The following is a 15,054-nucleotide window of genomic DNA, read 5'->3' as shown; positions in this document are numbered from 1 at the left end:
CTTATATATGATGAGAAGACTTGTGATTTCGTTGTCTGTTGTGTGGGTTTTACTTGCTAACGGACAAGTCAGTGTAGGGCAAAATCAGCCTAATGATGATAACGCTATGCTGATTTCATTAAGAGACTATGGATCCGAGGATGTTGGTTACTTAGTTATTCCAGAAAAAAGACCTAAAGCGGGCTTAGTCATAGCACCGGACTCTTGGGGCCTAACTAGCTCTGTGTGTAAAGTGTGTCGAGAACTAGCTGATTTGGGTTATATTGTGCTTGCAGTCGATCTTTACAATGGTGAAAGGGCTCAAACACAAGAAGGGGCCCAGATCCTTGAACAGTGGGTAGAATTGGGCACTTCTGTTAAAGCTGTGCAAACAGGAATACAATTTTTCAAATCTAGTCCGCGCTTCCGCATGGATAAAGTTTTAGTTATTGGTGCCAGAGGAAGTGTTGATGTTGTAATCAACGCGGTCAAAGACCAAGAAATAGTTGCTGGTATTACCTTATTTTATCCTAAACAGAATTTTGATCTAAAAAGCTTGAGACAAGTAAATGCTCCTATCCAAGTGGTGGGAAATAATGTTCCCGAAATTCAGGCTAGAATGAAGGAAGTAGATAAAAGTTTATTAAAAGACATAAAATTTCAGCCAGTAGCTGAAGATTATCAAAAAGTATGGCTATTGAGTTCTTCCCCCCATAGCTGGAGCAATAGTTGGAAAGAGGCTTTTAGCTTTTGGCTTAAATGTCTGCAGAATACTAAAAAAGATAGCCTTCTAGATAAAGTTTTTGGCTGAGGGCCAATACCCATTTTGAAGCTAACGGCACTTTTCATTTGCACTTCTTATTTGAGCTGGGATAATTACACCTTCATTACTTCGTAGTTGTTATGGCAAAGTCTAATGTAAATGATTTAAGGGTTGGTCAGGCGATCAAGTGGAATAATGATAATTGTATTCTCGTAGGAAAAGAGCACCGTAAGCCTGGCAAGGGCCCTGCCTATATGCAAGCTACCCTAAAGTCTCTATCTACTGGTAAGCAGCTAGAAGAGCGCTTTCGGACAAGTGATACAGTTGAGCTGGTTAATGTGAGTACTGAAAAATGGGAATATAGTTATCCAGAGGGGGATAGCTTTGTCTTTATGAATTTAGAGTCCTATGAGAATATGACTTTAGCTGCAGATCTTGTGGGACCTTCAAAGGACTACATGACTGAAAATTCTGAAGTGGATCTCGTATTTATAGATGGCCGGTGTGTAGGTGTAGAGTTGCCTCCCTCAGTAGTCTTGGAGGTTACCGAATCACCAGAAGGACTTAAAGGAGATACTGCAACGAATGCTCTAAAACCTGCTACTTTAGAAACTGGGGTCACCGTCCAGGTTCCTCTTTTTGTCAAAGAAGGTGACAAGATTAAAGTAGACCCACGCACTGGTAAATATACCAGCCGCGCTTAGGCAAGAGATCTTCAATTTAAGATGGTTAAGCTAGAACGGGTTCTGGCTCCTTAAAGTCTTCATGGAATTCTCTACCAGCCTTTGTTTCCAACACGTAGCCTTTTCGAATAACAAAATCGCCAAACTTTTCCCCTCCTTTACGCGTCTGAGCGTAATCGAGAATGACGGGTTTTAATAGCCCTTTGATCTCTGAGGCCTTTACAGACTGCTTGTATAGTTTGTTCAGTCTGTCTCCAACAAATCCTCCTCCTAGATAAACATTGTAAGAGGAAGGTCCTCGACCGACAAAAGCTATTTCTGCAATGTAGGGCCTTGCACATCCATTCGGGCAACCGGTCATACGGATGGTGATGGCATCATCTCTCAACCCGCATTCTTCTAGAACTGTTTCGAGCTCGCCAATCAGGCTGGGGAGGTAACGTTCACTTTCTGCAAGAGATAACCCACATGTAGGCAAGGCTACGCACGCCATTGAATTGAGGCGCATTCCCGAGGCCTCGTACGTATCATGCATATTGTACTTTTCCAGAAGTTGCTTAATAGCTGGTTTTTGGGTGCTAGAGATGTTGGCTATAATGAGGTTTTGGTTTGCCGTCAAACGGAAATCACCCGTATGGATTTTAGCAATTTCACGTAGTCCAGTTAACATGGGCAAGTCCTTGCTATCCTTAACTCGGCCATTAGTAATAAAGAGTGTCAAGTGATGGCTACCATTGGCGTCTTCTGTCCATCCATACCGGTCTCCATTGTCATCAAAGTGAAAAGGCTTGGGATCCTCTAATTTATAACCTAGACGTTTCTCTACTTCTGCCTTGAACCAATCAAGTCCGTGATCCTCAATGGTGTATTTAAGGCGAGCATGTTTACGGTCGTTTCGGTCTCCATAGTCTCTCTGTACAAGGACCACTTTTTCGGCAACTTCAACAACTTGCTCGGGTAGACAATATCCCATGACATCGGCTAGGCGGGGGTAAGTTTTTTCATTTCCATGGGTCATACCCATTCCCCCTCCAACCGTAATGTTGTAGCCAACAATTTTTTCCTCTTCAATAATGGCTATGAAACCTAAATCATGAGCAAAAATATCGACATCGTTACTGGGTGGAATGGCTACAACGATTTTAAATTTGCGCGGCAAATAAGTCTTACCATAGATAGGCTCCTCTTCCCTATTACTATGTTCTGGATCAACTGTAACTTGGTGCTTTTCACCAGCTTCATCAGTTAACCAAATTTCGTGATAAGCTTTTGTTCTGGGTGTCAAATGGTCACTAATATCTTGTGCAGTTTTTAGGGCATCTGCATGAAGCGTGCTTTGGTAAGGATTGGGATTACACATGACATTTCGATTGACATCACCACAAGCTGCAATGGTATCTAACACAGCTTTATTGATATCTTGAATAGTAGTCTTCAGATTGCTTTTAATGACTCCATGGAACTGAAATGCCTGGCGAGTTGTAAGCTTGAGTGTTTGGTTTGCATAAGTTGTAGCGATTTCGTCCATTTCCAACCATTGCTTGGGTGTGCATACTCCGCCAGGTACACGGACACGGATCATGAAGGAAAATGCAGGTTCTAGCTTTTGTTTACGTCGCTCCTTGCGCACATCTCGGTCATCTTGTTGGTAAATTCCATGGAATTTAGTCAATTGGGTATCATCTGCAGCAAGTGAGCCAGTAGTTTGGTCTGCCAGTCCTTCTATAAGTGTGCCACGAAGGTAATTACTAGCAGTCTTGATGCTTTCATTTTTAGCAAGATTTTGTACTTTTTTTGATTGTGGAGATGGCTTTTCCATATTTTCCGAGTTCCAAATAATTGGGTTTAGTGACATATAGTAACGCATTTAGTGGGCAAAGCAAATTAAATGTCTATAAAGTTGATCAATTTAGTAGGCTTTAGGGCTTAGATCTTGTTTTTGCATACTGTAACTGGGATGATTTCATACAAGTTGAACAAGATGGGTAAAGTTTGAGAAGGGAGAAATAGAATCTCGAAGCAGATACATCAATAAGGTGATACCTCTAGGGGACTCTGTGTTTGTGGGGACCAAGATCTTCTACAGAGCTTTAAATCTCTGTAGCATCAATCCGGTTAAATAGGTATCAAGTCCTTTATAAACTAATTAAAGCGGTGGTCTGTTTTACGGTTATTATCCACAGTCTGCTCTAGGGAAACGACCTCGCCCTCCTTAAACTGTATATTGAGTGAACCTACAGGTATCTTTTCGACATAACTCGTAGTAATTAGTCTATTAGAAAACGGGTCTCGAACTTTTTGATATCGGACCTTCTTTTCATAGGTGATGTAGGAGTAAGAATCATAGCGTCCAGATGCTTCAACTCTAAAGGATTCCTTATCAGGCTTTCCAAGCATTTTCTTTACTTGCACTAGAGTCATTCCTGGAATGACTCTTTTCTCTGCGAGCGCACTCTCGAACTTTTTGTAGTTCTCGTATTTTTCTGCGATCTGTATGATCAATTCTTTATCCAGAGGCTCCAAATCATCTGGATCTACCCAGCCCTTTGTATTCTTATTGGGGATCTGAACATAGTAAGAATCTTTATTATAAGCTAGCAGAATGGCTTTTTGATTTTTGAGTAAATTGGCAAGGAATATTTGCAGATTTCGTCTGGCATATATGCCAGTATTTACTCTGGGTGTGATAAGGACTTCTCCTAACCCCGTCAAGTCTTCTAGGTATATAGCCTCTGGATCGCGCCCAAAATTTTTGTCTATGGCTAAGAGACATGAGGAAAGCAACGAAAACATGACAAGTAAGAATGCTTGTCTCATAGAGTTAATTTACTACAGGTTATTTGAAAATCCAAGGATAAGCTGAGTGGAGTCTAGATGCTTCCTATCGCCTCTCCATAGCGGACTAAAGTCTCATAGCCGGAACTCGACTGCTCTAGGAGGTCACTATCTAGTCGAACCGAACCCTCTTTGAGGAGCAAAATTGAGGTTGAGCCACCAAATTCGAAATAGCCTTTTTCTTGGCCCTTAACAAAAGAGCCTCCCCGTAAGTGGTGTTGAATAATCCGGCCTACTCCAATCGCTCCAACATCTATATGTAAAATAGGGCCAAAATTAGCCGACTGCATCAGGCAATACTGACGCTGGTTCTCTGTGAAAACAGGTTTATTCTTTCCAAGTGAAATAGGATTTACTGAGCGATAACAGCCATTGATTGTGATGTGAGATTGATAACTGACATCATCTACGTAGCAAAAACGGTGGTAGTCAATAGGTGCTAGGCGAAAAATTAAGCACAATCCCCCTTCGAAAAATTTGGCAATTTCCTGGTCTCGTGTTAACTGTTTAAGAGTAAAGGAAACTCCCTTTACAGGTACAATTAAATCTTGATTGATTTTATAAACAAATAACCTGGCATCCGCTGGGGAAATAAGTTTTTTGGGGTCTGAGTCGATTGGACGAGCTTCAGGCTTTAGCTTACGAACGAAAAAATCATTGAATGAGTTAAAGGAAGTTACTTCATCTTGTAATTCGGCAATATCAACTTTGTATTTTTCTATAAAGGGTTGAATGTCTTTTTTAGATCTTCTTTTATGATAATAAATAGTTTGCAGCTCACTAATCCATCTCCAACGAAGAATGGTCTCCATCAAGAAGAAGCCTATATGGCTTTCATGAAAAAATACGGTAGCCTTTTGACCAAAAAAAGGTTCGGGCTCAAGCTGTGCCGTCTGCCGGTTATAGACAAGCGTTTCGTGCATAATAGCTAAGTGGCACGACTGCTATTGAGCCAACTGAGTATAGCCTTTTGAGTGTGGAGTCTGTTTTCAGCTTGGTCAAAAATATCTGTAGCTCTCTCTTCAAGTATTTCTTCAGATATCTCCTTGTCACGGTAAGCAGGTAGACAATGGAGTACGAGTGCATCCTTTTTCGCTTCCTTTACAAGAGCCTTGTTGATTTGATAACCGTGAAATTCTTTGAGACGTTTCTCTGATTCCTCTTCTTTACCCATGGAGATCCAGACATCTGTGTAGATTACGTCGACGTCTTTAGTCGCATCAAATGGGTCTATAAATGTTTCTATATGGTTATTGTCAATTTTAGACTGATAGCTAATAGGCGCAGCGAAATTCAGCTTATAATCAAAAATGGGAGCAGCATAAGCAAATGAATTAGCCACATTACAATCGGCATCTCCGATAAAAGCAATTTTTTTACCTTTTATGGCACCCAATTTTTCTTTGATAGTGAATAGGTCTGTGAGGATTTGGCAAGGGTGTTCATCGTCAGTAAGGGCATTAATAGTAGGTATTTCAGAATACTGGGCAAAATCCTCCACATCCCTTTGGTCATATGTTCTGATGACGGCACCGTGTGTCATGCGCCCCATAACGCGAGCAGTGTCAATGATAGGTTCTCCACGTCCAAGTTGGATATCTTGAGTGTTTAGGAAAACACCATTTGCACCTAGCTCATAAACTCCGACTTCGAAGGATAACCGGGTTCTTGTCGATGACTTACTAAAGATAAGATTCCAAGTTTGGCCTAACAAGGGTTTTTCATGACTAGTTCGATTTGCCTTGAATTGTGTGGCGAGGTCAAAAATATATTTATCCGTTTCCTCAGCAGTTAGAGTAAAATCCTTAATTCCTAGTAGGTGGTTCATAGGGTTTCCTTGATGAGATTTAAAGCTTGATGAGTTTCATTTTCAGTAATATTAAGCGGTGGTAATAAGCGCACAATATTATCACCAGCTGGAACAGTAAGCAGTCCTGCTAGTGTCAACTTTTTTACAGCCTCAAAGTTAGAAATGGAGGGTTCGAATCCAATCATTCCACCAAGACCACGGATAGTCTTAATTTTGTCTTGATCGACTAGTGGGCTAAGTTCTTGGATGATTTGTTCGCTTCGAGCTGTGATATTCTGGTTTAGTTCTTCTTCTTCAATAACATCTAGTACAGTATTGGCTACGGCGCATCCCAAAGGTGTGCCACCAAAAGTTGTGCCGTGGGTTCCCGGCTGTAATAGGTCTGCATAAGGCTGTGCAATCCAAGTCGCTCCGATGGGAAATCCGCCACCCAGCGATTTGGCCATAGCAATACCATCAGGTAGGAAATCTTTAGAACCACTATCTTGTAAGATCCTCTCATAGCTTTGCCAGGAGCCTGTTCGATACGCTCCGCACTGAACACCATCCCAGAGCAAAAGAATCTCATGCTCCTGAGTGAGTTTACGAAGCCCCAGCAGGAATTGAGGATCAGCAAGATGAATTCCTCCCTCTCCTTGGATCCCTTCAATTAGAATTCCTACGGTTTGCTCGGTGATAGAATTCTTAAAGGCTTCTAAATCATTGAAAGGAGCATGCTTAAAGCCCGGAAGTAATGGCTGAAAATCTGTTTTAACCTTATTTTGTCCGGTAGCAGATATCCCAGCAAAAGTCCTTCCATGGAATGACTTAGTGGCGGTAATGATTTCATACCTATTTTTAGGGGCTCCGAATTTCCGTGATAGCTTGAATAGCGCTTCATTGGCCTCTGCTCCACTGTTGCAAAAGAAGACTTTACCAGGGCCAGTTTTTTCAACAATTCGCTGAGCTAATTTACCCTGAGGTTCGCTATAGTAGAGGTTGGAAACGTGCACCAGCTTGCGGCTTTGCTCAGTGAGTGTTTGAGTGATGCGGGGGTGTGCATGACCTAGGCAATTTACCGCTATACCGCCTCCGAAATCTAAATAGCTTTTACCAGCTTCATCCCAAACTTTTGTGCCCTCACCCTTAATCAACGCAAAATTGCGTTTGTAATTGGGCACAACATATGCGTCGAAAAGCGAGATGACAGATGAACAAGAGTTCGCTCCGCCTGATTCATGAACCTCTTTGTTGTCGGTGAAAGTATTCATAGAAACCCTCTATTTCAGTTTAATAAGCGAAAAACACAAACAAATTATTAGCTGAAACAGAAATTTAACCCGGACGAAAAAAAACTGAGAGATCTAAGATTCGAGTAAGACTACTCTTTATCAGGTTTATCTGTATGTTTTACGACTAGTAATCCGAATAAGCACTTAGGGATGTCCTTGCAATCTTACTTCTCAATATGAAAACTCGATCAAGAAGCAGATTCCATGGGTGGGCAAGAACAAACAAGGTTGCGGTCCCCATAAACGTTATCCACTCGTCCTACAGGAGGCCAAAATTTATTTGCTCTGACCCACTCTTGAGGGAAAGCAGCTTGCTCGCGCGGATAAGGATGGGACCAATTGTCTGAGACAACAGATGAAGCAGTATGCGGTGCGTTTTTGAGAGGATTGTCTTGTGTGTCTAGTTTCCCTTCCCGAATAGCTTTAATTTCTTCATATATCGAAATCATAGCTTCACAGAAACGATCTAGCTCCTGCCGTGATTCACTTTCTGTAGGCTCAATCATCATAGTCCCAGGAACTGGCCAGGACATAGTGGGTGCATGGAAACCAAAGTCCATAAGGCGTTTAGCGATATCTTCTACATTAATTTGGCAAGAATCTCTCCACGCCCGGCAGTCGATGATACATTCGTGGGCGACCAAATGATTTTCCCCTTTGAATAGAACCGGAAAGCAATGCTTTAGTTTTTCTGCAACATAATTAGCATTGAGAATAGCTATTTTAGATGCATGAGTTAAACCAGTAGCTCCCGTCATGCGGATATACATCCAAGAAATGGGAAGAATAGATGGGCTCCCCCAGGGTGCTGCTGAGACTGGGCCAATAGCGTCTTTGCCTCCAGACTGGATTAGTGGGTGTCCAGAGAGAAAAGGTGCCAAGTGATCAGCAACTCCAATGGGCCCCATGCCTGGACCCCCTCCTCCATGTGGGATACAAAAGGTTTTGTGCAAGTTTAGGTGGCAGACATCAGCACCTATGTCACCTGGTTTACAAAGACCTACTTGCGCATTGAGGTTTGCCCCATCCATGTACACTTGTCCACCAGCTTGGTGAACAGTTTGGCAAATATCCTTAATCGTAGGTTCAAATACCCCATAGGTTGAAGGGTAGGTTACCATAATGGCGGCAAGCCTCTCAGCGTACTGCTCTACTTTTTTGCCTAGATCATCAAGGTCAATTCCTCCCTCTGAACAGGCAACCGCTATCACTTCGTAACCCACCATAATGGCACTAGCTGGGTTCGTTCCATGAGCAGACTCCGGAATGAGGCAAACTGTGCGGTGCTTATCTCCTCTGCTTTCATGGTAGGCTCGAATGGCTAATAGTCCCGCATATTCTCCTTGAGATCCGGCATTAGGCTGAAGAGAAATAGCGGCAAAACCTGTGATTTCGGTGAGCCAGGCCTCTAATTGATCAAATAATCTTTTATAGCCTTGGCTCTGGCTGCTGGGAACAAAAGGATGAAGTTGACCAAACTCTGGCCAAGTGACCGGCAGCATTTCTGAGGCGGCATTTAATTTCATAGTGCATGAACCAAGAGGGATCATGGAAGTCGCAAGAGAAATATCCTTTAGTTCAAGGCTTCTGAGGTAGCGCAGAAATTCCGTTTCTGTGTGGTAAGTATTAAATATGGGGTGAACGAGTATATCTGAAGTTCGAGAGATGCCGTTACTCTCAATGGTCGTTTGGTCAATTAAAGGTAGCTTGACGGTATCTGAAGGGTTTCCAGTAGCTTCGAGGAGTATGTGGTATATTTGCAAGACATCACAAGCTTGAGTTGTTTCATCAAGTGAGATGCCAATTTTTTTAGGTTGGTCAGTTCGAAAGTTGATGGATTGTTCATTTGCAAGCCTGACAACCGCTTCTTTATCTTTATCAGTTAGCTCAATAGTCAGAGTGTCAAAAAAGGTTTTATTGAGAAGTTTAAATCCTGACTGCTCTAATAACTTAGCAAGCGAGTGAGTGAATTGAGTGATACGTCGAGCAATACTGACAATACGGTCTGGACCATGATAGACAGCATACATAGATGCTATTACGGCGAGTAAAACTTGGGCAGTGCATATATTGCTAGTTGCTTTATCTCTACGTATGTGCTGTTCCCTTGTTTGGAGAGAGAGGCGATACGCAGATTGGTCATCGGCGTCCTTTGTGACACCAATAAGCCTACCTGGCATGAGGCGTTTATATTTATCCTTGGTAGCCATGAAAGCCGCATGAGGACCACCAAACCCTAACGGTACGCCAAAACGTTGCGAATTACCGATAACAATATCAGCATCAAATTCACCTGGCGGACGAAGAAGAGTTAGAGCCATCAGATCACTGGCAACGAGTAATAAGCTGCCGTTTTCATGAAGTTCTCTAGAAAGAGAATGAAAATCATAGACCTCTCCATGGGTATCGGGGTATTGGACAAGGGCAGCAAAAACCGTTTCGTCTAACTTAAAAGTTAGGAGGTCCGTGACTTCTACCCTTATGCCCAATGGTAATGCACGTGTCTGGATAACAGCAATCGTTTGCGGGTGACAGTTGGAGGCTACTAAAAGCCTATTACGTTTATTCTTGGTGGCCGCATAAGCCATGGTAACAGCTTCTGCTGCTGCTGTAGCTTCATCTAACAAGGAAGCGTTAGCGATATCCATGGCGCAGAGGTCTGCTATCATAGTTTGGAAGTTAAGTAATGCTTCTAAGCGGCCTTGGGCTATTTCTGGTTGGTAAGGTGTATAGGCTGTATACCAGGCAGGATTTTCCAGGATGCTACGTAGTATCACTGAAGGTGTGTAGGTATTGTAATAGCCCAAGCCTATGTAGCTGCGAAATACTTTATTTTGTGATGCTAGTTGCTTGAGTTCTGCGAGTGCCTCTTGTTCGGTAAGAGGCATAGGTAAGTTGAGTGGCTCCTTGAGTCGAATGCTCTCTGGCACTGAGTGATTAATCAAATCATCCAAACAATCATAGCCAATTTCCTTCGCCATTGCCTGAGAATCCTCTTCAGTGGGTCCAATATGGCGTTCAGGGAAATCGTTAGAACCCATAGAAAGCGAATTTATTAAATGAGTATTAGTATGGTGCAAGGTATTAGTTTGTTAGGGCTTTGTAGTCCTCAGGAGACTTAAGTTCATCAATTTCTTCTGGCTTCTCGACTTTGACTTTATAAATCCATCCACCTTCATACGGTGACTGGTTGATCAAAGAAGGGTCTTCATTAAGCCCTTCATTGATTTCAATGATTTCTCCTGAAACAGGTGAGTAGATATCTGAAGCAGCTTTTACACTTTCAACAACTGCTATAGCGCTTTGCGCTGCCACAGAGGTGCCTATTTCGGGTAACTCGACATAAACGACATCGCTTAGTTCCTCTTGGGCATGATCTGTAATACCCACAGTTCCAATTCCATCTTCAAGTTTGATCCATTCGTGTGATGCTGCGTATTTCAGTTCGTTTGGAATATCACTCATACTATGTTAATTTCTTCGATACAGAGGTTTCTTTTCTATTTTAGCAGGCACTTTCTTGCCCCTAATTTCAATGAAAATTTCTCTGCCTATAACCGCTTCCTTAGCTTCGATCAAAGCAAGTCCTATTCCTTTTTCCAAAGTTGGGGATACCCCACCACTTGTGATTTCTCCAACTCTATCCTTTTTGATAAAAATCTCGTAATGAGGTCGAGGTGGAGCTCCTTTGGCCGTAACAGAGAATGCTACTAACTTGCGAGTAGGACCAAGTTTGATTTGGTTTTCAATAATAGGACGGCCTGGAAAATTGTGCTCCTTTTGTATATTAACAAAAATTTTCAAACCTGCTTCTATTGGTGATATGCTGGGAGAAAGGTCGTTGCCATTAAGCGGTAAGCCCGCCTCTAGGCGGAGGGTGTCTCGAGCTCCTAATCCGCAGGGCTTGCAACCGAGGTCGCGTGATTTTTGGAGGATGAGATTCCAAAGCGAAGTGATATGTGAAGACGGGACAAAACATTCGAAACCATCCTCACCCGTATACCCTGTTCGAGCAATTGCTAGGTCTTGTCCTTCAAATTTCCAAAAAGCAATGTGGTTGCGGGTTGGGATCTCATTACCGCCGAAAAGGCGCCGAATGATTTCTTCAGAGCGAGGCCCTTGTAATGCTACCGCTCCTGTGCTGCTACTGACGTCAGTTACAGTTGCATCGTATCTCTCTAAGTGAGTTTGTAGCCAATCGAGGTCTTCAGATATTTTTGCGGCATTAACCACCAAGTAATAGGTATTAATGTCGATGCAATAGAGAATTAAATCATCGATAACTCCACCCTCTTCGTTTAACATGAGGTTATATTGTCCTTCTCCAATTTCTAATTTCCCGACATGGTTGGTAAGTACACTATCTAGAAAATCGCCTGATTGTGGTCCACTTACAATAAAGTTGCCCATGTGGCTAATGTCGAAGAGGCCAGCGTCAGATCGAACAGCATGATGTTCTTTAATGATTCCTTCGTATTGAACTGGCATGTGCCATCCCCCAAATGCTACCATGCGAGCTCCTAGCTTTTGATGTGCCTTTTGCAGTGGGGTATGATTGAGTACTTGCGTGGATGGCATTTTGGAAAAATATGCCGGGTAAGGGCCCAAGTCAATACAAGCGGTGAAAGAATAACAAGAATATATTGTGATATCTTGCTAGTTGACGCATATATTGGAGTTTGTTGGATACAGTGTTAAAACGATGCAAGTAACGAAACCTCATATTTTTAAGGCGAAGTGGCGGCTCCTTGATTTTATGCGGCAAGCTGACGTGCCTGGATTGATCAACTTAGCAGCAGGTGTGCCTTCGCCAAATTTGTTGCCAGGTAAGTTGCTAAGCGAATGTTTTGCCAAAGCCTACAGGGAAGAAGGGAAAAAGCTTTTTGCTTATCAGGCCCCGGAGGGAGACCATGGGCTTCGGGAGATTTTAGCTCAACGCATGCAGCATCGTGGTGTAGATGTTAGCAAACTGGAAATGGTGTTAACTACCGGTTGTACGCAAGCCATTCATACAGCAATTGATGTTGCTGTGAAACCTGGTATGGTAGTGGCCGTTGAATGCCCCGCTTATTATGGAATGTTAGAGCTGTTGAGTGCGAAGGGTGTGAAGGTATTACCCTTGTCTACTGATATAGCAACTGGTATTGATTTAGAGCGAAGCCAGAAACTCATCTCACAGTATAAGCCAAGGGTCCTGATAGTATGTTCGAGCTTATCGAATCCTAGCGGCGCAACTATACCAGAGGACAAACGCGAGAATTTCGTAGCTTTTTGTCGTAAGAAAAAAATTACGATTATTGAGGATGACATTTATGCCAACCTTATTGAGGGTGGGGTGCCAAGGCCATTACGTGCCTACGATAATGGGGAAACGGTGATCTATGTGACAAGCTTTTCCAAAACAGTTGCTCCTGGTTTGAGAGTTGGTATGGCAATTCCTGGGAAATATTTAGAAAGCTTTGCTGAGATACAGTGCCGTGAGAATATTCATAGCTCTGTTATATCTGAGAGGACGCTAAAGCATTTTTTTTTGGATCCTAGAGGGGAGAAATCTCTGCAGCGTTTTGTTTCAAGTTGTTGCAAACGCCGCAAGATTTTGAGGCGGGCTTTGTTGAGATATTTACCTGAGGATGCTCTGGTTTCTGATCCTCGTGGTGGTTATATGTTGTGGGTAAAACTCGCTAAGGCTGTAAACCTTAGATTAGCTCAGCAAGCCTGTCTTAAGAAAAGAGTGGCTTTTGCCCATGGCGAAGTTTTTTTTACAAAGACAGTGCCTGGGCAGTATATGAGGATTAATGCTGCCAAGGCTGTAGAGCAAGATCTAGAAGTAGGCTGTAAAGTCTTGGGCAAGGCAATCAAACAACAACTCACCAAGAATTAAGCATTTGAGATGAAGCCGGTGAGAAGAGTAGGGCTTTTTGGTGGAACTTTTGATCCAATTCACATGGGTCATGTAGAAATCGTTCAAGCTGCGCTATCTAACACTCTTTATGACTTGGATAAGCTTATAGTGATGCCATGCAAACTTTCACCTCATAAAAGGGACGGGCAGGGCCCCACAGAAGGCAGGCATCGCTTGCAAATGATAGGAATAGCTTTGAGAGAAGTTAAAGCTGTAGAGATTTCAGATTACGAGCTTTCTAAAGAGAGTGTCTCATATACTTGGCAAACAATCCATTGGTTACAGGATCAATATCCCGCTGCCGAATTAGTCTTGGTAATTGGTTATGACCAGTATCGAGTCCTCGATCAATGGGCCAGATTTGAAGAACTAAAGGACAAGATTCAATGCTTAGTCTTCTCACGTCATGGCCAAACAAAAGAGTTATCTGTGGAGCGCTATACGGGTCTCAACCTTATTTTCGCTGAGGAGCAAGTGGTTGGTATATCAGCTTCTGAAATTCGTAAGTATTTAAGAATGGGGATTGAAGATGACATTCTAGCTGCAGAGCTCATTCATCCAAAAGTAATCGATTATATTCAAGCACAAGGCTTATACAGCCCTCATTGATTCCGTTCGATAGCAACTTGGCAAATACGCTCACAGAAGTCTGGGAATGGAATGCCTGTAGAGGAGGCGCTTTGCGGAAGTAGGCTGCGGGTGGTCATGCCAGGAAGTGTGTTGACTTCCAGACACCAGAAGTTGCCTTCTTCATCAAGTCGAAAGTCGACACGAGAGAAGTCTCTTAGTTTTAGCGATTGGTGGGCAAGTAGAGCCAATCTTTGAGCTTCCTTAGTAAGCTCATTAGAAAGGGCTGCTGGAAATACTTCCTGAGCTCCATCAGCTTGATACTTGCTTTCATAATCGAATAGATCAGAATTTTGCGGTATAATCTCTCCTACAGCTAAAGCCTCATTTTTGAGAATGCCTACCGTGTATTCTTTTCCTGGAATATAGGACTCAATCAAGACTTCATCATCAAATTGCAGAGTATTGGTAATGGCATGTTGGACCTCTTCCCAGCTTTTTGCTACGTACAAACCAACGGAAGATCCTTGTTTATTTGCTTTCACAATGAGCGGGTAATCAAAGGATGCCTCTAGTTCTGTTTGCGTGATTTCATGAGACTTGAGCAGGACCCAATCAGCTGTTGGTACACCTGCAGCCCGAAATAGGTGTTTTGAAAGATCTTTGTCCATAGCCAGCGCGCTGCCTTTGTGCGAGGAACCAGTATAAGGAATATTTAAAACATCAAAGAATGCTTGGATCGTGCCGTCTTCTCCTTCACCCCCATGGAGGGTAAGAAAGGCAAGGTCTACAGCATGAAGTTCGGGTATACTTGTGAGGGCCCTTGCCGTTTGTTTTTTCAATCTGGGTAAAGTTTTTTGGTCAGGAGGAGTTTTCTGGATCTTTAGCTTTTCTTGGTTCAGCAGGTTATCCAACTCTTTACCAGTAACGATTCCATTTGCCGAATCAATAGCTAAAACTTCGTGACCCTTCATTTTTAATGCTTTGAGAACTTGAGTGCCGCTTGCGATGGAAACATCTCGTTCCGCACTAGCTCCTCCAAAAATGACTGCGATTTTCATGCTTAACTCTTTCATAAGCTATATTGAGGTGTGATCAAGAAGTTAATTAGTTGTCACTGAAAAAGTGATTTGGCTTAGTATGGGAAAGGGGTGAGTGTATAAAAGGACTGTGAGAAAAGACTGGTAATAGGTACAATAGACGCAAAAGCTGGTCAAAAATGAGAAGTAGTAGTCCTGAAAACA

Annotated in this window: 13 protein-coding genes; 4 read left to right on the top strand and 9 right to left on the bottom strand. The window is 42.7% G+C overall.

Annotated features, from left to right (window positions below; genetic code table 11):
- Window positions 1-7: 7 nt before the first annotated feature.
- Together AAGA18_02245 and efp are read left to right on the top strand one after the other, a co-directional pair.
- Window positions 8-790: a dienelactone hydrolase family protein gene (locus AAGA18_02245; protein MEM9444150.1), complete on the top strand. Its 783-nt coding sequence runs from the start codon at window positions 8-10 to the stop codon at window positions 788-790.
- Between the two features lie 92 nt (window positions 791-882).
- Window positions 883-1,446, top strand: a complete 564-nt coding sequence (efp, locus tag AAGA18_02240) for an elongation factor P (protein MEM9444149.1) — start codon at window positions 883-885, stop codon at window positions 1,444-1,446.
- A 25-nt stretch (window positions 1,447-1,471) separates the two neighbouring features.
- Here the strand turns inward: efp and AAGA18_02235 are convergent, their stop codons facing one another.
- The 8 genes from AAGA18_02235 to gcvT all read right to left on the bottom strand — a co-directional run bounded on the left by AAGA18_02235 (window position 1,472) and on the right by gcvT (window position 11,919).
- Complete coding sequence (locus AAGA18_02235; protein MEM9444148.1) at window positions 1,472-3,244, bottom strand: NADPH-dependent assimilatory sulfite reductase hemoprotein subunit; 1,773 nt, start codon at window positions 3,242-3,244, stop codon at window positions 1,472-1,474.
- Window positions 3,245-3,567: 323 nt separating this feature from the next.
- Complete coding sequence (locus AAGA18_02230; protein ID MEM9444147.1) at window positions 3,568-4,242, bottom strand: hypothetical protein; 675 nt, start codon at window positions 4,240-4,242, stop codon at window positions 3,568-3,570.
- 53 nt (window positions 4,243-4,295) lie between these two features.
- Window positions 4,296-5,183: an archaetidylserine decarboxylase gene (asd, locus tag AAGA18_02225; protein ID MEM9444146.1), complete on the bottom strand. Its 888-nt coding sequence runs from the start codon at window positions 5,181-5,183 to the stop codon at window positions 4,296-4,298.
- Window positions 5,184-5,188: 5 nt separating this feature from the next.
- Entirely contained in the window at window positions 5,189-6,088 is a 900-nt protein-coding gene (argF, locus tag AAGA18_02220; protein ID MEM9444145.1) for an ornithine carbamoyltransferase, read from the bottom strand.
- Window positions 6,085-7,320, bottom strand: coding sequence for an acetylornithine/succinylornithine family transaminase (locus AAGA18_02215; GenBank protein MEM9444144.1), 1,236 nt, complete (start codon window positions 7,318-7,320; stop codon window positions 6,085-6,087). The genes argF and AAGA18_02215 overlap by 4 nt, the downstream gene beginning before the upstream one ends.
- Window positions 7,321-7,529: 209 nt before the next feature.
- Window positions 7,530-10,382 (bottom strand): aminomethyl-transferring glycine dehydrogenase, encoded by a 2,853-nt coding sequence (gene gcvP / locus AAGA18_02210; GenBank protein ID MEM9444143.1) that lies wholly within the window; start codon window positions 10,380-10,382, stop codon window positions 7,530-7,532.
- A gap of 43 nt (window positions 10,383-10,425) precedes the next feature.
- Window positions 10,426-10,806, bottom strand: coding sequence for a glycine cleavage system protein GcvH (gene gcvH, locus AAGA18_02205; protein MEM9444142.1), 381 nt, complete (start codon window positions 10,804-10,806; stop codon window positions 10,426-10,428).
- Between the two features lie 6 nt (window positions 10,807-10,812).
- The gene (gcvT, locus tag AAGA18_02200) at window positions 10,813-11,919 is read right to left on the bottom strand and encodes a glycine cleavage system aminomethyltransferase GcvT (protein MEM9444141.1); all 1,107 of its coding nucleotides are present in this window, start codon (window positions 11,917-11,919) and stop codon (window positions 10,813-10,815) included.
- 124 nt (window positions 11,920-12,043) lie between these two features.
- Between gcvT and AAGA18_02195 the strand changes: the two genes are divergently transcribed.
- Window positions 12,044-13,222, top strand: coding sequence for a PLP-dependent aminotransferase family protein (locus AAGA18_02195; GenBank protein MEM9444140.1), 1,179 nt, complete (start codon window positions 12,044-12,046; stop codon window positions 13,220-13,222).
- A gap of 9 nt (window positions 13,223-13,231) precedes the next feature.
- Window positions 13,232-13,852, top strand: coding sequence for a nicotinate (nicotinamide) nucleotide adenylyltransferase (nadD, locus tag AAGA18_02190; protein ID MEM9444139.1), 621 nt, complete (start codon window positions 13,232-13,234; stop codon window positions 13,850-13,852).
- On the opposite strand, the gene AAGA18_02185 is transcribed toward nadD, so the two are convergent.
- Complete coding sequence (locus tag AAGA18_02185; GenBank protein MEM9444138.1) at window positions 13,846-14,886, bottom strand: D-alanine--D-alanine ligase; 1,041 nt, start codon at window positions 14,884-14,886, stop codon at window positions 13,846-13,848. The genes nadD and AAGA18_02185 overlap by 7 nt on opposite strands.
- Window positions 14,887-15,054: the final 168 nt, after the last annotated feature.

The sequence above is a fragment of the Verrucomicrobiota bacterium genome, from assembly GCA_039192515.1.
In the GTDB taxonomy this organism is placed as follows: Bacteria; Verrucomicrobiota; Verrucomicrobiia; order Methylacidiphilales; family JBCCWR01; genus JBCCWR01.
Note: the sequence above shows the minus strand (reverse complement) of the source record. Positions and strands in the feature narration are given on the sequence as shown.

Coding starts and splice junctions, on each gene's coding strand:
- AAGA18_02245 (MEM9444150.1), top strand. CDS start 8: ATGATGAGAAGACTTGTGATTTCGTTGTCTGTTGTGTGGGTTTTACTT.
- efp (MEM9444149.1), top strand. CDS start 883: ATGGCAAAGTCTAATGTAAATGATTTAAGGGTTGGTCAGGCGATCAAG.
- AAGA18_02235 (MEM9444148.1), bottom strand. CDS start 3,244: ATGGAAAAGCCATCTCCACAATCAAAAAAAGTACAAAATCTTGCTAAA.
- AAGA18_02230 (MEM9444147.1), bottom strand. CDS start 4,242: ATGAGACAAGCATTCTTACTTGTCATGTTTTCGTTGCTTTCCTCATGT.
- asd (MEM9444146.1), bottom strand. CDS start 5,183: ATGCACGAAACGCTTGTCTATAACCGGCAGACGGCACAGCTTGAGCCC.
- argF (MEM9444145.1), bottom strand. CDS start 6,088: ATGAACCACCTACTAGGAATTAAGGATTTTACTCTAACTGCTGAGGAA.
- AAGA18_02215 (MEM9444144.1), bottom strand. CDS start 7,320: ATGAATACTTTCACCGACAACAAAGAGGTTCATGAATCAGGCGGAGCG.
- gcvP (MEM9444143.1), bottom strand. CDS start 10,382: ATGGGTTCTAACGATTTCCCTGAACGCCATATTGGACCCACTGAAGAG.
- gcvH (MEM9444142.1), bottom strand. CDS start 10,806: ATGAGTGATATTCCAAACGAACTGAAATACGCAGCATCACACGAATGG.
- gcvT (MEM9444141.1), bottom strand. CDS start 11,919: ATGCCATCCACGCAAGTACTCAATCATACCCCACTGCAAAAGGCACAT.
- AAGA18_02195 (MEM9444140.1), top strand. CDS start 12,044: ATGCAAGTAACGAAACCTCATATTTTTAAGGCGAAGTGGCGGCTCCTT.
- nadD (MEM9444139.1), top strand. CDS start 13,232: ATGAAGCCGGTGAGAAGAGTAGGGCTTTTTGGTGGAACTTTTGATCCA.
- AAGA18_02185 (MEM9444138.1), bottom strand. CDS start 14,886: ATGAAAGAGTTAAGCATGAAAATCGCAGTCATTTTTGGAGGAGCTAGT.